Origin of the sequence: Microcoleus sp. T3_B1 (genome assembly GCF_036700445.1) — a bacterium.
Classification (GTDB): domain Bacteria; phylum Cyanobacteriota; class Cyanobacteriia; order Cyanobacteriales; family Microcoleaceae; genus Microcoleus.
Genome location: NZ_JAUBOX010000105.1, coordinates 1 through 22185, shown reverse-complemented (window position 1 = coordinate 22185; position 22185 = coordinate 1). Strand labels below are relative to the sequence as shown.

Genomic DNA, 22185 nt, shown 5'->3' with positions numbered 1-22185 from the left:
GTCACCTACACAATTACGGCGACTAACAGTGGGCCGAGTGCGGCAACCAATGTGGCGATCGCCGACACCATTGTTCCGGGCTTAACAGGAGTCAGCGTCTCAGAGGGCGGAAGTTACAACGCAACTACAGGTATTGTGACTTGGACGGCCATCCCATCCCTAGCCCGGGCAACCAGCGCCAACAGAACCGTCAGTTTCGCAGTTCCCGCCACCGGTGGCCCGATCGCCAACACTGCTAGCAGCACCTCAACTAGCCCAGACCCCAATCCTGCCAACAACAACGGCAGCAGCCCGTCGGCAAGAGTTACCACTGCTATCACCCAGAGTGCCGATGTAGTGACAGTCAAAACCGGGCCCGCTAGTGCGGCTGCGGGCTCGACTGTCACCTACACAATTACGGCGACTAACAGTGGGCCGAGTGCGGCAACCAATGTGGCGATCGCCGACACCATTGTTCCTGGTTTAACAGGAGTCAGCGTCTCAGAGGGCGGAAGTTACAACGCAACTACAGGTATTGTGACTTGGACGGCCATCCCATCCCTAGCCCGGGCAACCAGCGCCAACAGAACCGTCAGTTTCGCAGTTCCCGCCACCGGTGGCCCGATCGCCAACACTGCTAGCAGCACCTCAACTAGCCCAGACCCCAATCCTGCCAACAACAACGGCAGCAGCCCGTCGGCAAGAGTTACCACTGCTATCACCGCTGCCCCGACTCCGACTCCCCCACTCCCACCAACTCCGACTCCCCCACTCCCACTCCCACCGACTCCGACTCCCGCCAACCTACGGCCGATAGCTAGCAACGTCAACCTCGAAATCGCCTCCAGCAGCGCTGTGGCGATCGCAGGACTCGGAGGAACCGACCCCGACGGGTCGATCGCATCCTTCACCATCAACACCGTCCCACCAGCAAATGAAGGGCTGATATTTTTAGGCAATCCCGAAACCGGCGGCCGGATTGTCACCGCTGGTGAAATTCTGACACCTGCTGAGATTAACCAATTATTTTTCCAATCGACAGCCAACTTTACAACAGCAAATTTCACCTACAGCGCTACAGACAATCAGGGCGCTACCAGCCCCGCCAGCGCTACTGTCTCTGCCATTCCCCTGAACGAACCAACACCGGCCCCAACACCAACAACACCAACACCAGCGCCAACACCGCCAACACCGACACCGCCAACACCGCCAACACCGACACCGCCAACACCAACACCACCAACACCACCAACACCGCCAACACCAACACCACCAACACCACCAACACCGCCAACGCCGACACCACCAACACCGCCAACACCAACACCCGCAGCGGAACCAACACCAACACCCGCAGCGGAACCAACACCAACACCCGCAGCGGAACCAACACCCGCAGCGGAACCAACACCACCCACACCAACACCGGCGCCAACACCAACACCCGCAGCGGAACCAACACCACCCACACCAACACCGGCGCCAACACCAACACCACCAACACCAACACCAACACCAACCCCAGCCCCGCAACCAACACCAACACCAACACCAGCCCCAGAACCAACCCCTATATTCAACCCAGTACCCGAACCGGATACCAGTTGCGGTTGCGACCCTTTGCCCCAGCCCCCTCTCATCACATTTATCCAACCCCGGCCTTCGCAAATACTTAACTTCGACTCAAACGCCGCCCAACTCATCGACATCCAAAACACCAGCATCGGGACTCCCGGAAACGATTCCTTAACAGGAAACGAAACTAACCAACTGTTTCTCTCCGAAGGTGGCGACGACACAGTGTTAGGTGAAGCAGGCAGCGATATCGCTTTCGGCGACCAACAGCGAGACTTCATCGCCTCCGGCCTCGACAACGACATCGTTTACGCCGGCAAACAAACCGATGCCGTATTTGGCGGCAAACAAGACGATCGCATTTTTGGTGATCGCAATGGAGACACATTGTACGGCGATCGCGGTGCCGACACCATAGTCGGCGACAACGGCAACAACATCGACTTGACCGACAACGACGGCGACCTGATTTTCGGCGGGTCTTCAGGCGATGCCATTACTAGCAATCAAGGTTCTGACACCGTTTACTCCGGCAAAGCTGGCGACATCGCCTACGGTGGCATCGACAACGACCTGATTTGGGGTGACAAAGGCCCAGACACCCTTTCCGGCGACAACGGAGACGACTCTGTGTTTGGCGGCGTGCTCAACTCCCTCGATAGCGACCCCGACGGCTTCGATTTACTGTTGGGAGGCGATGGCAACGACCTACTTAACGGCCAAGAACAAGACGATACCTTGCGAGGTGGTAACGGCTTCGATTTGCTGTTTGGAGGCAAAGGGGGCGATGGCATTTTCGGCGAAACTGACTCGGATACTCTCTACGGCAATCTAGGTTCTGACACCATAGTCGGCGACTACGGCACTCCAGCGGGCAGTACAGTTGCCACCGATGAAGGTGATTTAATTTTCGGCAACGACACCGGCGATATCATCGGCGGCGGCAGCGGTAACGATAGCATTTTTGCCGGCAAAGGTAATGACTTAGTTTATGGTGGCAAAGATAATGACCGGATTTGGGGTGAACTCGGTTCCGATACCATTGTCGGCGATGAGGGAGACGATTCGCTTTACGGTAGTTTGCAAAACGAGTTAGTGTTGGATGCCAACGGCCGCGACTTGCTATTTGGGGGAGATGGCAATGACTTCCTCAATGCGGGTGAGAGTTCCGATTCTTTGAGTGGGGGTTTTGGTAACGATACCCTTCGTGGTGGCAAGGATGACGATGTAGTACAGGGAGATGCCGGCAACGACTTGATGTACGGCGACTCGGGCAGCGATATTTTGTGCGGCGATGAAGGTAACGATACTATTTTTGGCGATCGCGGGCAAAATCTGCGAGGCGCTGTGGGTGAAGACGGCCAGCAAGACTGCATCAACGGTGGCAGTGGCGATGACCTGTTATACGGCAATGAAGGTCAAGATACTCTCAATGGTGATGATGGTAATGACACTATTTACGGCGGGAAAGATCGCGATATTCTCAATGGGGGTGTTGGGGATGACTGGCTGTTTGGTGATGGGGGAGATGATACTTTGATTGGGGGTATGGGGAATGATAACTTTGTGTTAAACGCCTTCAGCGGTATCGATACTGTGCTCAATTTTTCCGTAGGAACTGACAAGTTTGTCCTGGCTGACGGCTTGAGTTTTGAGGCCTTGCAAATTAACTCGACGGCCAATGGCACACTGCTGCAAGTTGCGGAGACTGGGGAGGTTTTGGCTCAGGTTTTTGGGGCTAATAATACTATTACTGCTCTGGACTTTCTGACTCTTTCTCGTTAAGACAGGCCTCACAAAAAACAGCGTGTAGGGTTCCTTTCACACAGCACCTTACCGCTGTTTATTCAAAAATTCTAATCCTAAAAAAATAGCTGCGATGCTTCCTGCTACACAAATTTCTAGGTTTGCTATTTTTAACAAAACTTCGGCAATTGGGACTAAAACTACTTCAATATCTTCTGTAATATCCAATTGGATTTTGCTAGCAAGCTTGACATTTTTAGCAAAGTATAGGTAGATAGAATTGGTGTCTTTGACGGGGTTATCATATAAGGTTGCTAGTTCCAAAATTTCTTCAGCAACATATCCAGTTTCTTCGGCAAGTTCTCTGGCGGCTGCCGATTTCCCGCTCTCTTCAGCAGGGTTGAAAGATCCAGCAGGCAGTTCCAGCAAAATTTCGCCTACTCCGTGCCTGTATTGGCGCACTAATACAAGTTCTTGCTGCTCTGTCGTGGCAAATACGAGGGCGATATTGGGTCGGACATTAACAAAAAAGTCGTCTATAATTTGTCCGCTTGGCAATTCTATTTCATCTTGTCGAACCTGACACCACTTGTTGTTAAGAACGAAGCGCGATCGCAATAATTTCCATTTAGTTAAATTTTTCATATCGCAATAATGCTAAACTTTCAGCGTCATCCGAAGGCAAAATTTTCCCATCCATAATCTATTTCAGATCAAAAATTTCACCCAGCAGCCATGCCATACAAAAAATTACCACGAAAATTTTGGGCAGACTTACAAAAATTGACTGTTAATTCTCTAGCACCCGGATTGTTTGCGATCGAGTCACTGAGTCTGAGTCTAGCAGTCGCCGCCGCAGTTGCAGCAGTGCCCGCAACACAGCAACCAGCAAATGCTTCTACAGTCACAAGTTGGAAATTCGATCCGGCGACAAATCAGCTAGAAATTACTCTCCCAGAGGGCACAACCCCCACATATTCTCTACTCAACCCGTCTCAGATTGCTGTGGATTTGCCCAATACTGAGATCGGAGTAGATGCAACTCAGCTATACCCACAAGGCAGAGTGCGTTCTGTGGGAGTGAGTCAACTTCAACCGGGAAGGGCGAGAATTCTGGTCAATTTGGCTCCTGGAGTCGGTTTCAGCGCAGGGCAAGTTCAATTCCAAAGAAGCGGGGTAGAAAATCGCTGGGTGTTGCGTCCTTCGATCGAACCGACTCCAATTATGGAAACTCCCGAAACTCAACCCCAGCCTGCAATACAAGTACCGCAAAACCAGCCGCCGACTGATTCCAACTCAACTGCTGCCTCAAAGGTCGATCGAGCTGAGCCTCCTACTTCCCTAAATCTCGCTACAAATTATTCGCAGCAGCCAACTCCAAATGACCAAATCCGGCCGCTAAGAGTGCCTTTAGTCAATGTTCGCCTTGACGAACGCCGTGGGGTACAAGCTGCTGCTCTACCCCGCCTAGAGCCTCAAATAACGGCTGCGGTACCCCAACAGCGGACGCTTACTTTTGGTGAACCGCTTCCTCGCGGACGATCGAATGCTTCTTTGCAGGCTGCGACTGGGGCGAATGTCTTGTTGCCGGCTGGCACGGAGCTGAGTTTGCTATACCCGGGCGATCGGGCTTTGCGGCTGCAAGCGAAGCTCAGCCGAGAGGAAGTGCTGTTGCTGCAAGGGGGAATTCTCGACAGTCGCGGTAATACGATCGTACCTGCTAATACGCCGGTCATAGGCCGGTTTGAAACAACGAACCTCGGCAGTCGATTTGTGGTCGAAGCTATTAGTCTCAACGGCCGCAATATCCCTCTCTTCGCTCGCTCGGAGCCCGTGGGCGGCCGCCGACAAGAGCCTTCCGATCGCAGTTTGTTGCGAAATACTGGTATTGGTGGCTTAGCTTTGTTCTTGCTGAGCGGCTTTTCTGGTATCGGTTTGTTGGCGGGAGCAGCCGGTGGTGTTGCTACAACTTACGTCGCTGCTCCTCAACCTGCTACGATTCAACCCGGCCAAATTTTGCAAGTTCAGTTAACGGAAGATTTCCCCCAGTTAGGTTTTTGAAGGAAGAGGGAAGAAGGAAGAGGTTCGAGGTTCGAGGTTCGAGGGAAGAAGGAAGAGGTTCGAGGTTCGAGGTTCGAGGTTCGAGGGAAGAAGGAAGAAGGAAGAGGGAAGAATTTTTTCTTCCCTCGAACCTCTTTGTTGTTCAAAATTTACTTAGGATCGCGAATTAAATAACTTACAATTTTAATTGTTATTGTGGGATGGGCGTCCCGCCCGTCCAAAAAGGACGGGCGGGACGCCCATCCCACTTTCAAGAGTGGAAGTTATTTAATTCTCATTCCTTAGTGAGAAAGTTTCCAACATTCTCGCGCAATTTCCCAATCCTCCTGCGTGTGAATTACCAAAATTCTCACCGCAGAATCCACTGCCGCAATATCTCGATCGATCGGTGAATGTTGATTTTTCTCCTCATCCAATTTTAACCCGATAAATCCAAAAGCTTCGCAAGCTGCAGCCCGTACAAGAGCAGAATTTTCCCCAACTCCCGCCGTAAAAATTAAAGCATCCAACCCTCCTAAACTCGCCAGCATGGCACCAATTCCGGCACGCAAACGGTGGATGTAAATATCCAAAGCAAGTTGAGATCTCTGATTACCTTGGGCGATCGCATCTCCAATCTGCCGCAGATCGCTAGACACGCCTGAAATCCCTTTTAAACCGGAATTTCGATTGAGAATACCATCAAGTTTCTCAGCAGTAAAATCGGATTGTTTTAATAGATGAATGAGGATGCCTGGATCGATCGAACCCGATCGACTTCCCATCATCAAACCTTCCAAAGGCGTAAATCCCATCGTCGTGTCAACACTCCAGCCACCGCGAATGGCCGCCAGAGAACATCCGTTGCCCAAATGACAGCTAATCAACCGTAAATCTGCCAAATCTCGACCCAGAATGTCGGCGGCCCGACGCGCGCAATATTGATGGCTAATGCCGTGAAAACCGTAACGGCGAATCCCATTTTGCAGCCATTCATAGGGGCCGGGATAAACAAAGGCTGCGGGCGGCAATTGTGCGTGAAAAGCTGTATCAAATACTGCTACTTGCGGCACATTTGGGAGGATTTTTTCAATCGCTTCGATACCTTCGAGGTTAACCGGATTGTGGACAGGGGCGAAAACAGATAAACGGGCGATCGCCTTTTTAACATCCGGCGAAATTAACGTACTTTGCTGATAATCTTGTCCGCCGTGTACGACGCGGTGGCCGACAATATCAATCTCTTTTAAATCATTAATTGTTTGAGTTCTTCCCCTCCAAAGACTCTGCAGCATTCGAGAAATAGCATCTTTGCGAGAGTCTGAGGCAAACTCCTCTTCAAGCCGCTCGCCTTTTGCTGTTTTGACTTTCAACTCTGCTATACCCTGCTGGTGAGTCCAATCAATTTGAGCCTCCCAGAGGGGTTGCAAAGGTCGATCGGGGAGGACATCGTTTAACTCGTAAAGACAGCTCTTTTGGCTGCTAGAACCCGCATTTAACACCAGTATTTTCATGCTTTATTATGTCCTGTTGATTCGTTCTTTCGATCGCTAGGCGATTGCAATCGCATCTTGTCAAACTTTCATCCGCCTGCACAGACGAAGAAACCTTGAGATTCTGGGAAATTTTTTAAGAAATATGTCGAAAAATTAACTCTTAATGCAATGTGTAGCGAACAGTTGCATTTTTTTGATATATGTTCTAGGCAGATTTTCATTTACTAAAGTTTAAGGAGTCGATCGATGTTTACACCAATTTTACTTGCCGTTGCCCCCAGAACCGTAGAGTGGAGCCCCACGATCGGTTTGATTATGATTCTTTGCAATATTGTAGCTATTGCGATCGGCAAATCAACCATCCAGAAGCCTACCACAGGCCCAGCAATGCCCTCATCCAGTATGTTCGGCGGTTTGAGTTTGGGTGCCGTTGTGGGAACTATGGCCTTTGGTCATATTTTGGGAGCAGGTGCTATTTTAGGATTGTCTAACATAGGCGCGATTTAGTTGCAGAATGTATAGGGTACGCAGTGCGCGCGCCCTACCTGCAATTTCAAGTACCGGGCAAATTGCGGAGAGTTTCATCCATGTACGATCGATCGCCCAAAACTTCCAGCAGTGGCCCGTGCACCTCAAACTTAACAATACTGACAGAAGCTGCTAAAGCGGCAATGCGATCGCGATAACGTCCCAAATCAATCCCCAACAGACTGCACAGAATAATCCTAATAGTTGCTTTGTGGGAGACAACCAACACATTTCCATTCTTGTATTTTTCCTCAATTTCTGCAATAACTAAGGAAGCTCTACTGGCAATTTGCACCGAAGTTTCGCCGCCGTTTGGTGCATTCCAAGCAGGTTCAGTCAGCCAATTAATATAATCTTCTTCGTATTCTTTTTTGACCTCTTCTACTGTTTTGCCTTCCCACTCACCGTACTTAATTTCCCTCAGTCCGTCGCGAAGCTGCATTTCAATTCCCACAGCATCGCACAAAGGTTTTGCAGTAGCAATTGTGCGTTTCATGGGACTGACATAAACAGCATTCCAAGGCAATTTTGCGTAAGTGGCGGCAAACTGTTCTGCCATTTGAGAACCTTCGGGCGTTAATTCTGGGTCGATAGCCCCACAGAAACCGCCTGTTTTGCTGTAAGTGGTTTCACCGTGTCGCAGAAAGTAGATTTTTAAGCTCATGAGTTAATTGTGTGTGAATTTTACTATGTTAGCAAAAGAGTGTAAAAAACTCTTTCAAATCATCGAAAGCAGGATTATCCCAATCCCAAATATCTTTTTTGTGTTTCATAACATAATCAAACCCAGACATAGTGCATTTCCTGCCAGCTTTTGGAGCAACATTCAAAAAAAGTGCTTCTAGCAAGGCTGTCTTGCCAGCATTGTTTTTACCGCCGATTAAGAGGTATTACTCGCTCGCGCTAGCTTCATTATAGAGTGCGTGGATAAGCCCTGAGTTAATAATTCAAAATAAATCGATTAAACTTCTGCCACCGTTGTCAAATGAAGTTTGGAGCCAATTGATAAGATTTTTATCTAACGTTTCGCTTTCTTCTAAACGTTTCAAATCTTCACTTTGTTTGGCCATTTCTCGAATCATAAATGGATGACTGGCAATCTGATTTTGATACTCATCTATTACTTGTTGATTCCAAGTAATATCTCTAAAAGAAGCGTATTCATCCTGTCCCCCAATAAAATAGTCTAGTGTCTGGCAAACACATTCTGCTATCTTGACTATTGAATCTGGGGTTGGATCGAGACAAGCCTCCAATGTATAGCAAACTGCGTTAGCAGCTTCAAGCCCTTCAAAGCTGTAGCCTGCACCACAAAAATACTCCTCGTTAGGCATAACATCTTCACTTTCACAAGCCTGCTTTAATTCATTAATTATCTCCACATCTACTGAATTTCTATTTAGGATCTGCCAAATTTCATCAAGCGCTTTTCTCAGAGTTGAAGGACTGCCCCAAACCTCTTTTCGAGAAAAAGCATTGTAATTGGGAAGCAACCTTTCACAACAGGAAGCAGCAAACGCAACTCTATGGAACGGGGGAAGTTGCTCTAGTTTTTTTTGTAAAGCCTCAAAGTTAAAAGGGTGTAGATCCATAATTTTATATTCCAAATCTCCTATCTAAAGTCAATAATTGCCAATTTCAAATCGCTTAATCCCCAAGTACCTAAAAAAGAGGACACGGCACTGCCGTGTCCCTACACCAAAATAATCGAGATCGATACCATCAATCTAAATTACCCAGGCGCACCCGATCGCACGGTTTGATCTCCTGTCGTTGTCGGATCTTTCGTTTCCTTCGGCGCTTCCGACGAAACCGCGCCCGCGTGCGGCCACTGCCAGTCACGGATTTCCGGCATATCATCGCCGTGTTCGTTGATATAGTGCCTGTGTTCGATCAGCTTGTCACGGATAGCTTGTTTGCCGTAAGCTGCAACAGAACTCAGTTTGGGAACGCGATCGAGTACATCTCCAACTAAATGGAATCGATCGAGGTCATTAATCACCACCATATCAAAGGGCGTCGTAGTCGTTCCCTCTTCCTTGTAACCCCGAACGTGAATATTCGGGTGATTTGTCCGGCGATAAGTCAAGCGGTGAATCAGCCAAGGATAGCCGTGAAAAGCAAAAATCACCGGCTTATCTTTCGTGAACAAAGTATCAAAATCCTTGTCAGACAAACCGTGGGGATGTTCGCTAGCAGGTTGCAGCGTCATCAAATCCACCACATTCACCACCCGCACTTTTAAATCAGGATAATCTCGGCGGAGAATGTCAACAGCAGCCAACGTTTCCAGCGTCGGAACATCACCCGCGCAAGCCATCACCACATCTGGTTCGCCACCTTTATCGTTGCTAGCCCACTCCCAAATGCCGATGCCTGCCGTACAGTGTTTAATCGCAGAATCCATATCCAAATACTGCAATGCCGGCTGCTTCCCTGCAATAATCACGTTGACATAGTTGCGACTGCGGAGACAGTGATCCGTTACAGACAGCAAAGTATTCGCATCCGGTGGCAAATAAATCCGCACCACTTCCGCTTTCTTGTTAATTACGTGGTCGATAAAACCCGGATCTTGGTGAGAAAAACCGTTGTGGTCTTGTCGCCAAACGTGAGAAGTTAGTAAGTAATTCAGAGATGCGATCGGTCGGCGCCAAGGAATGTGACGAGTAGTTTTCAACCACTTGGCGTGTTGGTTGAACATCGAATCGATGATGTGAATAAACGCCTCGTAGCAAGAGAAAAAGCCGTGGCGTCCCGTCAGCAAATAGCCTTCCAGCCATCCCTGACATAGATGTTCGCTGAGGACTTCCATCACCCGGCCGTCGGGGGAGATGTGGTCGTCTTCGGGCAAAATTTCGCCCGCCCATACCCGGTTCGTCACTTCAAACACCGGATCGAGGCGGTTTGAGGCCGTCTCGTCAGGCCCGACAATGCGGAAATTGGCGTTTTCCTGATTCAGTGTCATCACGTCTCGCAGGAAGCGGCCGGAAACGCGGGTTGCTTCTGCCATTACAGTGCCCGGTTTTTGCACGTCAACGGCGTAGTCTTCAAATTTCGGCATTTTCAAGTCTCGCAGCAGCAGGCCGCCGTTAGCGTGGGGATTTGCCCCCATCCGTCGAGATCCCTTGGGCGCGAGTTCTGCTAATTCGGGAATTAACTTGCCGTTTTCGTCGAATAGTTCTTCCGGCTTATAGCTTTTCATCCAATCTTCCAGGAGTTGGACGTGTCCCGGCTTAGAAGCCATTTCCGAAAGTGGGACTTGGTGCGATCGCCAATAATCCTCAGTTTTCTTACCGTCAACTTCCTTCGGCCCCGTCCAGCCTTTGGGAGTTTTCATCACAATCATCGGCCACTGGGGACGGCCCGAATAGCCCTCTGTCCGGGCTTTTTCCTGAATCGCCTTAATTTCGCCGATCGCGGTATCGAGAGTTGCAGCCATCAACTGGTGCATGGTTTCCGGGTCTGAACCTTCCACCCAATAAGGTTTGTAGCCATAACCGACCATCAAACTTTCCAATTCCTCCTGCGGAATGCGGGCCAACAGAGTTGGATTGGCAATTTTGTAGCCGTTCAAGTGCAAAATCGGCAACACAGCCCCGTCGCGAACCGGGTTGAGAAACTTGTTAGAGTGCCAGCTAGCAGCTAGCGGGCCGCTTTCGGCTTCCCCGTCACCGACAACGGCCGCCACAATCAAATCGGGATTGTCGAAGACTGCGCCGTAAGCGTGGACGAGGGCGTAGCCGAGTTCGCCGCCTTCGTGAATCGAACCGGGGGTTTCCGGGGCGACGTGGCTGGGGATACCGCCGGGAAAGGAGAACTGTTTGAACAGCCGTTTGATACCCTCTTCATCTTCGGAAATGTTCGAGTAATATTCGCTGTAAGTGCCTTCGAGATAGGTGTTGGCGACCAAGCCCGGCCCGCCGTGTCCAGGGCCTGCGATGTAGATGGTGTTGAGGTCTTGGGCTTTGATGATGCGGTTGAGGTGAACGTAGATGAAGTTTAAACCTGGAGTAGTGCCCCAATGTCCGAGGAGTCTCGGTTTGACGTGTTCGATTTTGAGGGGTTCTTTGAGTAGGGGGTTGTCGAGGAGATAGATTTGTCCGACGGATAGGTAGTTTGCCGCCCGCCAGTAGGCGTTCATTTTGTGTAGTTCTGAGTCGGAAAGCGGCTTTAATTGCGGGAGATCGGTTGTTCCTAGCATCATCAGCGATTGACTCCTAAGTTGTGGTTGTTTTGTAAAGTGCGATCGAGAAGTGCGATCGATATTAATTTGTTATAGCAGACTTTTTGTATTTAACCTCCATGTCTTCCACGCAAACTATTGAATTCTAGCTCCTTTATGCCTCAATAAAAGTTTAAATCAATGTTAATTTCTGGCTAAACATCGCACAGTTCTGCTCGAAGAAAGACGACGATTTTCGGGGATCAAGGAATTCAGCAATAGAAAATAGGATTTACACCAGATTTTGCGTAGAGTGTGCATTGCGAACCGATCCGTATATGTTGCGAGTGGTGCGATATGTTGTGCAAGTACCGAAAAATATACTTCTCAAGGTAGAAGTCATCATGATTTATACCTAAAGTTGATTGTACTTTGTGCCTGCCGATGGCTGATACCGGTTATCAAAAAAAATCCAACTGTAGGCAATATCCAAAGCTTTATGTCCTCAGTCATTCCCAATCTAAAATTTAAAATCTAAAATGGTATGACTTTTTTTATCTTAAAGTTTTTTGTGTTCGTTTAAGCTCAGGGTAAAAGGGTGAGCAATTTTTATAATTTAGAGCTTTATCAAGAAGTTAAAAAGATATATAGCCTTTTTCAGTAACATGAGGTGCTCTCGCGGGCATAGGCCTCCGTGGCCTCCGTGGCCTCCGTGGGCATCAGTTGCGAGCGGTGTGTACCTCATTTTATTGAGAACCGCTATAGCAAGGCTATTTCATTTGTAAACGGGCTTTTTTTTATGAATCGCAGAGGCGCAGAGGGCGTAGAGGAAGAGATCCGAGAGAAAGGAATTGCGTATAACAACCAATACATATTATCTAATTATTAACCCAAAATTTAGCTAAGCTGAGGCGCATCTAAATTTGACAATCAAATTCGAGCAAATTCTTGTGGGGATTAGGGGCCCTAGCGTTCCGCCCGCCCAAAAATACAATTTAGATGCGTAAAAGCTTAACACCTGGCAATGAATTAGCCAAACTCCCGGTGCCTGTGGCGGTGATGCTTGTAGGAGAAATACTCGCATTCTTGTTTGGGTACTGGAAAGTTTTCGTCGTTTGGGTATGAACAAGTCTCGACTCCTGGCGATCGCACTATAATAGCAAATACATACATATAGCCTTTCTCATTAACATGAGGTGCTCATAGGGCATAGGGTATGGGCATAGGAAGGAGCCCGCATACCTCACCACGCTTGAGAACCGCTATATTTCATAAGTACCAAAATTTCTATGACTATCAAAGAATTAGAAGCGCAACTTCTGGCTTTAACGCCAACCGAGAAAGCTCAAATCATCCAATTATTAACCCAGAACTTAGCCAACACCTGGCAAGGAATTAGCAAGACTCCCGGTGTCTGCGGCGGTGATGCTTGTATCAGAAACACTCGCATTCCTGTTTGGGTACTGGAAAGTTTTCGTCGCTTGGGTATGAACGAGTCTCGACTCTTAGATAACTATCCCACACTAACCGCTACTGATTTAGCAAATGCCTGGACTTATGCGGCAGCTTTTCCCGATGAAATTGAAATAGCTATCCGCGAAAATGACGAGGATTGAAATGATGGCGCGTCTTTATGGTGACGAACAATTTCCCCGAGAGGTTGTAGAATTGCTGCGCCAGATGGGGCACAATATTCTGACAGTGCAAGAAGCCGGAAAAGATAACCAAAAAATTCCTGACGAAGAAGTGTTAGCTTTTGCAGTCAATGAAAATCGAGCTGTTTTAACTCTCAATCGCCGTCATTTTATTAGACTGCACAGCTCACAGCCTGACCATGCTGGTATTATTGTCTGTAAGGCAGATGATGACTTAGCAAGAATGGCGACTAACATTAATGAAGCTATTTCCTCACTTGCAACATTAACAGGTCAATTGATTCGCGTCTATCGTTCTGGGTCGCCATCTATATCTTAAGCGATCGCCACAAAGTAAACTCAAGCAATCTCAATCCGAAAATCCCTGCATCGGTTTGATTGCTGGCTAGAGGCCATCGCCGATATTTCCCGCTGAAAAAACCTAGGAGGCGACTAAAACAGGGCACTCTGAAATCCGGCAAACATTGGACACAGTTGGCTGGTGGGAAACGACTCGCACTTCGTGGGAATAGCGGGGACGCGGGTCATTTTCTAACCAGATGGGCGGTACCATCATCACTTCATAGTAAGCGATCTTATGCAAAACCCCGGGCTGGGACTTCAACTCCACTGTCAAGCCCGCTCTGTACTCAAATGCTTCTTCCCAGTCTAGGTTTTCATTCATACCCATAGCGATCGCGCCTCTTAATCTTGTTTCTTTTGTCCATTGTAGAGCGGTACATAAAAGATTGGGTACTTTCTGTTGCTTATGATACAATTTTTAACCTTATATGTTCGATCCCTGACAATTTAGCAGAGAGGAGCAATTGTCAATAAGTAAATAGGATGATTTTGCTGACGGGTGACAAGTAAGCAGAAAAGCTAGGCTTGACAAGAGTTGGAGTTGAGATGTCTCAAAAAAAATAGGGGCGATGGAACCCCGCAGACGTTTATGAGACAAAGGAAGAGAATTTTAAGGACGGAAGTACAAACCAACTTTTGCCAGCTTGTCTAGTATTTTATAAATAAAGAAACTCCGTTTTTTTAATAAACCGGGTTTCTGGATGAGTGAAAACTCAACTAATTTCACTTAGTTTTCTTCTTTGTCGCTGTCGCCGTATTTTTAGCAAGCGAGATCCTGCTTCATTTCTTTTTGGCAGATGTCTAATACTCAAAGTAAAATATGGCATAATATAAATATTAGTTTCATAGCTTTGCACCTATGACCGCCCAAATCACCCTAAATCTGCCAGATGAAGTCTATCACCAAGCAGAATTGCTAGCGCAGCAACGCCACCGCACCGTGAGTGAGATTCTAGTAGAAACTCTGGAAAATTTTCTCTTACCAACCGCTAAACCAGTATCAGCACTGTCTGATTCAGAAGTAATAACTCAGACTCAACTCCGGCTGCAACCACTCCAAGAACAACGATTGAGTGAATTGCTAGACCGCCAACAATCCGGTACGATCGCATCTGTAGAACTGGATGAATTGCAGGGCTTAATCCACATATATGAAACTCGACTATTGCGACAAGCTCAAGCCTTAAATGAAGCTGTGCGGCGCGGCTTGCTGGAACCATTAAAAGGATAAGCAAAATGGCGATTTCCGAACAAGTTCGAGCCAGAGTTCGCGCACAAGCTCAAAACCGATGCGGTTATTGTCGCAGTTTACAAATGTATGTTTTGGGAATACTGGAAATTGACCATATTATTCCTAAAGCGATTGGCGGTACTGACGAGGAAGAAAATCTTTGGCTTGCTTGTAGTCTGTGCAATAATTACAAAGGAACCCAAACAGACGCATTCGATCAGGTCACGCAAAAGCACGTTAAGTTGTTTAATCCGCGCACTCAACAATGGTCACAAAATTTTGCTTGGAGTGAAGATGCTACAGAAATTATTGGACTTACAGATTGCGGTCGCGCAACAGTAACAGCACTACAACTAAACAATCCTATTGCTGTTACTGTCAGGCGTCAGTGGGTTAGTGCTGGATGGCATCCGCCCACAGACATTTCTCCTTAAAAGGTTTGAGATTCACAAAAGGTCGATCGCACATATCGCCTTTTTGGCGACTGAGGAGATTTTAGACCAGCGCGAGGTGAGGCATATGGGGTTTGGGCGGCGTTGGGGGCGCGAGCTCAGCATATTTAGCATTTTACATCTTCAATATTTTCTTGAATTCCTCCAAAGTTGGCGTTGGCTTAATTCGATGGATCATGCGATGACAGTTGGAGCAAAGAACCGTAAAGTCTTGTATTGGATCTAATTTAATTTTCGCCTTGCTCAAGCTTGATATTGGAACAGTATGATGCGCCTCTATAAATTGCTTGCCTACTTCTCCATATCGAGCTTCAAAGTTGAAATCGCAAGCTTTGCATATATAACCTTGCAACTGCTTGACTTTTTTAGATAAACTTTGGTTTCTTTCAGTAAGTCTATGTATTCTATATTTTGTCAAATCTTCAAACCAGTCGTCTTTTTTTGGCTCGGAGTTCTGAATATCATTTATTAAAAAAACTTTTTCAAAAAGAGTAAAGTAAATTTCTAGGATTTTATTGAGGTCGTCAGTCAATACCTCATCATCAGGTATCTCATTTCTAGGGTAAAATTTGGATGCAATGTTACCTGCTTCATAAGCCTGCCCCAATCTTCTAGCGTCTTTTTTAGAAATGAAAGTTAGCTTTAAGTCTAGTGAATCAGAAAAATCTTTAATCGCTTCTTCTCCAAGGGTATCTCTAAAAAATATTGCTTGATTTCTCACCATATTTCTTGATCCAGGAAGCCCACACTCATCGCGTATATCTGCAATACCCTGATTTAAAGAAAGATAAACACCAGAGCCATCCACAGGGAAAAAGTAAACACAGTAAAATCCTGAAGTTACAGTCTCAGTGACTAATTTATTAAATATTGCAATCCAAGGAACTTTAGCCCAAGCACCGTTACCGGCCGAAGCTTTAATGCTGTACATATCGGGGAGATGTAAGAATGACTCTATAGATTTTGGGATCGTCTTTCTGAAATAGCTAGCAAATTGGTGTCCTGTAAAGCTATCTTTGCTAGCTTCTGGATACTCAAGAACTACTTTCTCCAGGCAATGTTTAAGCACCATATGATACGGCCTCAATATTGATAGTGAGATTGATTGGTTGGCCTCCAGAAGATCGAGGAATTCTTAGGTCAAAGGACATGAACTCATTTGTATATTTTTCCATATATTCCCGAAATGGAGTCCTGTTTTTTTACGATAAAATTCCATTATAATATGGTAGCGGATCGAGTAGGGTGCGTCCCCAGAGAAACTTTAATTACTGCATTCTCCATCGAAAGGGACGCACCCTACAAGCCACTAAATTTCTAGTAGCGCGGTTTACGGACATGAGGCTGCTATAACTTTAGCGTTAATTAAGGTAAAAATCCGATCTAGTTCTAGTAAGCTTGCTAATTCTACAACCTCTTCTGAAGTTAAAAGATTAGCCTTTTTTCTGTCGGCTAGTTCTTCTAATCTAGTTTGCAGGTTTTCCGTAAATTTGAATAAGTAAAGATTTCTGACTTTCTCAATCGAAATCTCACGATCGATCCAGTAGGAAGGTTGTACCATAAGTTCAGCTATCATGGTGATTCAATTACTCCAATTACTACATGGATAGTTTTGATTATATCATGAGAACGAAAGGATTACTTTAGAAAGAGCCGACCTACTTACGCACGGCGCGATCGAAGAAACCGGGTTTTTTACCGAATCTGTCTGCTAAAACAAATTATTGCAAAAAACCCGGTTTCTGACCGTACAGTGCGTAAATCCTGCTAACTTGACTTAGTTGTTTTCTTGGCTGTTGTGGCAGTCGCCGTCTTCTTAGCAGTGGTTTTCTTCGCCGCAGTCTCCGTCTTTTTAGCAGTTGTTTTCTTCGCCGCAGTTTCTGACTTCGCCGCAGTGGTTTTCTTCGCAGTAGTTGTTTTCTTCGCCGCAGTCTCCGATTTCGCCGCCGCAGTCTTAGTTGACTTCTTCGACTTGCTGCTAGATTTTCCGCCGCCCGCTGCTTCCTTCGCTGCTAACAAATCCAGTGCTTTTTGTAAGGTGAAATTCTCCACAGATTCATCCTTCGCCAAAGAAGCATTGATATCGCCGTGTTTGACGTAGGGCCCATAACGGCCGTCGTAAACATTGATAAGTTCTCCCGATTCTGGATGCGCGCCCAATTCCTTCAAAGGTTTAGCTGTTTTGCTGCTGCCGCGGGCGGCTTTCGGTTGCGATAACAATTCTAATGCCCGATCGAGCTCGATCGTCAAAACATCATCCGGCGGTTTGATCGATCGATAATCTTTCCCCACCTTACCCTGGTCATGCACCACATAAGGCCCGTACATCCCCAAATTAGCTTGCACCTTCGCCCCCGTCTCCGGGTGAGTGCCCAACAACCGAGGTAAAGTCAACAAACTCACCGCCATATCCACCGTCACGCTATCCTTATCCGTCCCCTTCGGTAAAGAAGCCCGCTTCGGTTTCTTGTTCGTTTCCGAAACATCCCCTAACTGAACGTATGGCCCATAACTGCCAATCAGCACATAAATCGGTTCCCCGGTTTCTGGGTGAAGACCCAATTTTTCCGGGCCTTCCATTTTTTGCTTTAACAGAAACTCCACTTGTTCCGGGTCTAAATCTGCCGGCGTCAAATCTTGGGGAATCGATGCTTTTACCAGGCCTTCTTCGCTTTCAGATTCCAGGTATGCGCCGAATTTGCCGATGCAGACTTTAGCAGAAATATTCTCCAGTACCACAGTTCGGGCAACTTTCGCATCAATCTGACTTTCCTGTTCTTTAACTTGGGTTGCGAGTCCGGTTTCCCCTGTATAAAACTTTTGCAAATACGGCAACCATTTCGCCTCGCCGGTGGCAATTTCATCGAGGGTTTGTTCCATTCGGGAAGTAAAACCGGTGTCTACTAAATCGGGAAAATGTGTTTCCAATAAAGTCGTGACGGCGAAAGCGGTGAATGTCGGAATTAGGGCGTTAGCTATTAATTTCGCATATCCCCGATCGACAATTGTACCGATAATACTCGCGTAGGTACTCGGACGGCCCACACCTTCGCTTTCAAGCATTTTCACCAGAGAAGCTTCCGTGTAGCGGGCGGGAGGTTGAGTTTCGTGCCCGATCGCCCCTAAATCCTTACAATTAGGTTTATCCCCCACCTTCAGCGCCGGCAAAATCACCTCCTGGTCTTCCAACGCCGCATTCGGATCGTCGGAACCTTCCACGTAGGCGCGCAAAAAGCCTGGAAAATCAATGCGTTTCCCGCTGGAACGGAAACCGGCATCTTCTACCTGAGTTAATACAGTGACGTGAGTTTGGCGGGAATCGGCCATTTGAGAAGCGACAGTCCGCTTCCAAATCAAATCATAGAGGCGGAAATCAATCCCATCCAATCCCGTTTGCTGCGGAGTCCGAAAAGTGCTGCCGGCGGGACGAATAGCTTCGTGGGCTTCCTGGGCGCCTTTGCTTTTCGTGGTGTATTTGCGCGGTTGGGGGCTGAGGTATTCGCTACCGTAAAGTTCTTGCACGCAACTGCGCGCCGCTTCGATCGCCTGTTCGGACAAATGCACCGAATCCGTCCGCATATAGGTGATAAAACCGCGTTCGTACAGACTTTGGGCAATTCGCATGGTTTCCCGCGCACCCAGCCTCAGTTTGCGGTTAGCTTCCTGCTGCAAAGTCGAGGTCGTAAACGGCGGCGAAGGTTTGCGGGTGACTGGCCGTTCTTCAATATTCCCGACAGTCCAAGGTTTGTTTTGAATGCGTGAGAGTAAAGCCCGCGCCTGTTCTTCGTTGAGCAAAAGTACACGGCGGCCTGCGATAATTTGCCCGGTATTTTCATCAAAATCGCTGCCGTTTGCAACTTTCACATTGCCGACAGTCACGAGTTTGGCATCAAAGGAAATCTTGCCCTTTTCCAAAAGGGCTTTTAAATCCCAGTAACTACCTTGGCGGAAAGCGCGGCGTTCCCGTTCCCGCCGCACCAACAGGCGTACAGCGACTGACTGCACTCTACCGGCGGACAAACCCCAAGCGATTTTTTTCCACAGTAGCGGAGAGAGTGTGTAACCGACGAGTCTGTCGAGAATTCGGCGAGTTTCTTGGGCTTGTACAACTCGATTGTCGATATCGCGGCAGTGAGTCAAAGCATCGCGGATTGCTTCGCGGGTGATTTCGTGAAACACCATCCGCTTGATGGGAACTTTGGGTTTGAGGATTTGCAGCAAATGCCAGGAAATGCTTTCGCCTTCCCGGTCTTCGTCAGTGGCTAGAATCAGTTCTGTGGCGTCTTTGAGGGCGTCTTTGAGTTCTTTAACAATTTTCTTTTTATCTTTCGGGATGACGTAGAGGGGTTCAAAGTCTGCTTCCACGTTTACGCCCAGTTGCGCCCATTTTTCTCCTTTAACGGCTTCTGGTATTTCTTCGGCGGAGGATGGTAGGTCGCGGACATGGCCCATCGATGCCTCTACACGGTAGGTGGAGGGCAGGAAGTTGCGGATGGTGCGGGCTTTGGTAGGAGATTCGACGATGACTAAGGTTGACATGGCATCTTTTAAATATGGATGGCAGCGCAGCTAGAGGGTCTAAGTTAGAGAGTTTAGGTCAGATGTCAAGGTTTCTTTCAACTTTGGGCGATTATTTTCAAACTACCTTAATTTTTAACTTACTGCCGATCGGGTGGCAGGTGACAATGTGATGGGATTTTACTGCTTTGGGGGCAGAGGCTGCGAATCGCCTCTCTACAAGATGCACGGGATGATGACCTGACTCTAGCAGAATTGTCGCTAACTGGATGTTGAGACTGCAGGATGCGGGCGGATGGTTCCTCAATCTGGTTGTAACTTGAAGGCTGGGGCGATCGATTGCGCGATTTTAGATTTTAGATTTTAGATTTTAGATTTTAGATTGGGAAAGATTTACTGAGTAGAGGTTTGGGATTATCGATCGGGCGATTTTAGATTTTAGATTTTAGATTTTAGATTTTAGATTGGGAAAGATTTACTGAGTAGAGGTTTGGGACTACCGATTTTAGATTTTAGATTTTAGATTTTAGATTGGGAAGAAAGATTTAAAGCAATCACAGAGGATTAAAATTAATTGAGCGATCGCTCAATTCTATGAACAATGCTATGACATTTGAATTCGACCATCTTTTCATCTTTACTGATATTGGTGCTTCCGAAGCTAATCGTTTATCATCCTTTGGTTTAGTTGAGGGTGCATCTCGCATTCATCGCGGACAAGGTACAGCCAATCGCTCTTTCTTTTTCCATAACGCAATGTTGGAATTGTTATGGATTCACGATCCAGAAGAGGCGAAGTCTGAGCCAATTCATCGGACTCGTCTTTGGGAGCGATCGACAAATCGGAATAATGGTGCGTGTCCATTTGGCATCTGTTTGCGTCCCGCCAAAGGTTCTGAGGACACAGTTGCATTTTCTAGTTGGGCATATCGTCCACCTTATTTATCTGAAACGATGAGTATCGCAGTAGGAACAAATAGTGATGTTTTGACTGAGCCGATGCTTTTCCAAATTTCCTTTGGTAAACGTCCAGATCAATACTTTGCTGATAAGTCACAGCCTTTGGATCATGGTGTTGGTTTCCGCGAAATTACTCGTGTAGAATTAGTCAGTCCTGCTGCCAATAATCCGTCACCTGAACTTCAAGCAGTGCTTGAGACAAATCAGCTAAAGTTACGGATAGGAACCGAGTATTTTGTGGAGCTTGGTTTTGATGGAGAAGTGCAGGGACAACAGGTAGATTTTCGACCGGGATTGCCGCTTATTATCAGTTGGTAATCTAAAGCCGTAAAACAATTAATAAGATGGCTGCTGTATCGAAGGATCTGCGATCGTTCGTACAGAAGGCGGACTGACAAGTGCAGGAACATTAGAGGCCATTGAGAATTTTCCAAGTTTGCTGAGTAAACTAGATATATAGTAACCCCCAATTTATTGAGGACTGGAAAATGGAGAGAATTACTGACCTGCCTGGGTATCGCATAACAGAACAACTCTATGCAGGGTCTCGCACTCTAGTTTATCGCGGTGTTCGGGAGTGCGATCGGACTCCAGTCGTCATCAAACTGCTGCGAAACGAATACCCCAGCTTCAGCGAACTGCTGCAATTCCGCAACCAATATACCATCGCCAAAAATCTACGTCTACCTGGAGTGGTTGAACCCCTCGATTTAACACCTTACAAAAACGCCTATGCTTTGATAATGGAGGACTTTGGAGGAGTGTCCCTGTCTACTTATGCCGAGGTAGCAATTGATAAAAACCAACCCGATAAATCTCTATCTTTAGAAAACTTTCTCACCCTAGCCAGGGAACTAGCAAATATTCTCCACTCTCTCTACCAAAACCGAGTTATTCATAAAGATATCAAACCAGCCAATATTCTGATTAACCCACATAGCAAACAAATTAAACTCATTGACTTCAGTATTTCTTCCCTGCTGCTGAGAGAAACCCAAGAAATCCAGAATCCCAACACCATCGAAGGAACCTTAGCTTATCTCTCCCCAGAAAAGACAGGAAGAATGAATCGAGGCATTGACTATCGGAGTGACTTTTATTCGCTGGGTGTCACCTTCTATGAATTGTTGACAAAACAGTTACCCTTCGACTCAGACGACCCAATGGAGTTAGTGCATTGTCATCTAGCCAAACAGCCGATTCCCGTACATCAAATCAACCCCGAAGTCCCCCTAATTTTATCCCAAATTGTTAGTAAACTGATGGCCAAGGATGCGGAAAATCGCTATCAGAGTGCATTAGGACTGAAACACGATTTAGAGATTTGTCTGGCTCAATTACAAAACACGGGTAAAATTGAGACGTTTGCATTGGCAACGCGGGATATTACAGACCATTTCCTCATCCCCGAAAAGCTCTACGGCAGAGAAACAGAAGTTGAAACCTTATTAGCAGCCTTTGAGCGAGTCAGCAGAGGCAGCACCGAAATGATGCT

At 47.1% G+C, this 22185-nt stretch carries 18 protein-coding genes and 1 pseudogene; 10 read left to right on the top strand and 9 right to left on the bottom strand.

The window, feature by feature from the left end; genetic code table 11:
• Nucleotides 1–3342, top strand: a pseudogene (locus QT990_RS32300) (DUF4347 domain-containing protein); the annotation flags it as partial.
• Nucleotides 3343–3390: 48 nt separating this feature from the next.
• Here QT990_RS32300 and QT990_RS32295 read toward each other — a convergent pair.
• Nucleotides 3391–3948 (bottom strand): NUDIX hydrolase, encoded by a 558-nt coding sequence (locus tag QT990_RS32295; RefSeq protein WP_333144086.1) that lies wholly within the window; start codon nucleotides 3946–3948, stop codon nucleotides 3391–3393.
• Between the two features lie 90 nt (nucleotides 3949–4038).
• Here QT990_RS32295 and QT990_RS32290 point away from each other — a divergent pair, with 90 nt between their 5' ends.
• Complete coding sequence (locus QT990_RS32290; RefSeq protein WP_333144087.1) at nucleotides 4039–5364, top strand: AMIN domain-containing protein; 1326 nt, start codon at nucleotides 4039–4041, stop codon at nucleotides 5362–5364.
• 281 nt (nucleotides 5365–5645) lie between these two features.
• Here the strand turns inward: QT990_RS32290 and QT990_RS32285 are convergent, their stop codons facing one another.
• Complete coding sequence (locus QT990_RS32285; protein ID WP_333466220.1) at nucleotides 5646–6857, bottom strand: acetate kinase; 1212 nt, start codon at nucleotides 6855–6857, stop codon at nucleotides 5646–5648.
• Between the two features lie 228 nt (nucleotides 6858–7085).
• Here QT990_RS32285 and psaK point away from each other — a divergent pair, with 228 nt between their 5' ends.
• Entirely contained in the window at nucleotides 7086–7346 is a 261-nt protein-coding gene (psaK, locus tag QT990_RS32280; protein WP_333109188.1) for a photosystem I reaction center subunit PsaK, read from the top strand.
• Nucleotides 7347–7392: 46 nt separating this feature from the next.
• On the opposite strand, the gene QT990_RS32275 is transcribed toward psaK, so the two are convergent.
• The 3 genes from QT990_RS32275 to QT990_RS32265 all read right to left on the bottom strand — a co-directional run bounded on the left by QT990_RS32275 (nucleotide 7393) and on the right by QT990_RS32265 (nucleotide 11574).
• Nucleotides 7393–8031 carry a histidine phosphatase family protein gene (locus QT990_RS32275; protein ID WP_333109190.1) on the bottom strand — a complete coding sequence of 213 codons (639 nt, stop codon included), beginning with the start codon at nucleotides 8029–8031 and terminating at the stop codon, nucleotides 7393–7395.
• A 283-nt stretch (nucleotides 8032–8314) separates the two neighbouring features.
• Nucleotides 8315–8959 carry a DUF416 family protein gene (locus QT990_RS32270; protein WP_333109192.1) on the bottom strand — a complete coding sequence of 215 codons (645 nt, stop codon included), beginning with the start codon at nucleotides 8957–8959 and terminating at the stop codon, nucleotides 8315–8317.
• Between the two features lie 140 nt (nucleotides 8960–9099).
• The gene (locus QT990_RS32265; RefSeq protein WP_333466219.1) at nucleotides 9100–11574 is read right to left on the bottom strand and encodes a phosphoketolase family protein; all 2475 of its coding nucleotides are present in this window, start codon (nucleotides 11572–11574) and stop codon (nucleotides 9100–9102) included.
• A gap of 986 nt (nucleotides 11575–12560) precedes the next feature.
• On the opposite strand from QT990_RS32265, the gene QT990_RS32260 reads away from it, so the two are divergent.
• From QT990_RS32260 to QT990_RS32250, 3 genes are all read left to right on the top strand, one after another.
• Nucleotides 12561–12689 (top strand): DUF433 domain-containing protein, encoded by a 129-nt coding sequence (locus QT990_RS32260; RefSeq protein ID WP_333308398.1) that lies wholly within the window; start codon nucleotides 12561–12563, stop codon nucleotides 12687–12689.
• 132 nt (nucleotides 12690–12821) lie between these two features.
• Nucleotides 12822–13148 (top strand): DUF433 domain-containing protein, encoded by a 327-nt coding sequence (locus QT990_RS32255; protein WP_333144268.1) that lies wholly within the window; start codon nucleotides 12822–12824, stop codon nucleotides 13146–13148.
• A gap of 4 nt (nucleotides 13149–13152) precedes the next feature.
• Nucleotides 13153–13506, top strand: coding sequence for a DUF5615 family PIN-like protein (locus tag QT990_RS32250; RefSeq protein WP_333025693.1), 354 nt, complete (start codon nucleotides 13153–13155; stop codon nucleotides 13504–13506).
• Nucleotides 13507–13608: 102 nt separating this feature from the next.
• On the opposite strand, the gene QT990_RS32245 is transcribed toward QT990_RS32250, so the two are convergent.
• Nucleotides 13609–13851: a hypothetical protein gene (locus QT990_RS32245; RefSeq protein WP_333300834.1), complete on the bottom strand. Its 243-nt coding sequence runs from the start codon at nucleotides 13849–13851 to the stop codon at nucleotides 13609–13611.
• Between the two features lie 537 nt (nucleotides 13852–14388).
• On the opposite strand from QT990_RS32245, the gene QT990_RS32240 reads away from it, so the two are divergent.
• Nucleotides 14389–14760 carry a hypothetical protein gene (locus tag QT990_RS32240; RefSeq protein ID WP_333308361.1) on the top strand — a complete coding sequence of 124 codons (372 nt, stop codon included), beginning with the start codon at nucleotides 14389–14391 and terminating at the stop codon, nucleotides 14758–14760.
• Nucleotides 14761–14765: 5 nt separating this feature from the next.
• Nucleotides 14766–15194 (top strand): HNH endonuclease signature motif containing protein, encoded by a 429-nt coding sequence (locus tag QT990_RS32235; protein WP_333308359.1) that lies wholly within the window; start codon nucleotides 14766–14768, stop codon nucleotides 15192–15194.
• 133 nt (nucleotides 15195–15327) lie between these two features.
• On the opposite strand, the gene QT990_RS32230 is transcribed toward QT990_RS32235, so the two are convergent.
• The 3 genes from QT990_RS32230 to topA all read right to left on the bottom strand — a co-directional run bounded on the left by QT990_RS32230 (nucleotide 15328) and on the right by topA (nucleotide 19751).
• The gene (locus QT990_RS32230; protein ID WP_333308357.1) at nucleotides 15328–16284 is read right to left on the bottom strand and encodes an MrcB family domain-containing protein; all 957 of its coding nucleotides are present in this window, start codon (nucleotides 16282–16284) and stop codon (nucleotides 15328–15330) included.
• A gap of 258 nt (nucleotides 16285–16542) precedes the next feature.
• Nucleotides 16543–16788, bottom strand: a complete 246-nt coding sequence (locus QT990_RS32225; protein ID WP_333214705.1) for a hypothetical protein — start codon at nucleotides 16786–16788, stop codon at nucleotides 16543–16545.
• 191 nt (nucleotides 16789–16979) lie between these two features.
• The gene (gene topA / locus QT990_RS32220; RefSeq protein ID WP_333308355.1) at nucleotides 16980–19751 is read right to left on the bottom strand and encodes a type I DNA topoisomerase; all 2772 of its coding nucleotides are present in this window, start codon (nucleotides 19749–19751) and stop codon (nucleotides 16980–16982) included.
• A gap of 585 nt (nucleotides 19752–20336) precedes the next feature.
• On the opposite strand from topA, the gene QT990_RS32215 reads away from it, so the two are divergent.
• Together QT990_RS32215 and QT990_RS32210 are read left to right on the top strand one after the other, a co-directional pair.
• On the top strand, nucleotides 20337–21008 hold the full coding sequence (locus QT990_RS32215) for a hypothetical protein (RefSeq protein ID WP_333144275.1): 672 nt from the start codon (nucleotides 20337–20339) through the stop codon (nucleotides 21006–21008).
• Between the two features lie 170 nt (nucleotides 21009–21178).
• On the top strand, nucleotides 21179–22185 hold a 1007-nt coding region (locus QT990_RS32210), incomplete at its 3' end, for a protein kinase domain-containing protein (protein WP_333144276.1).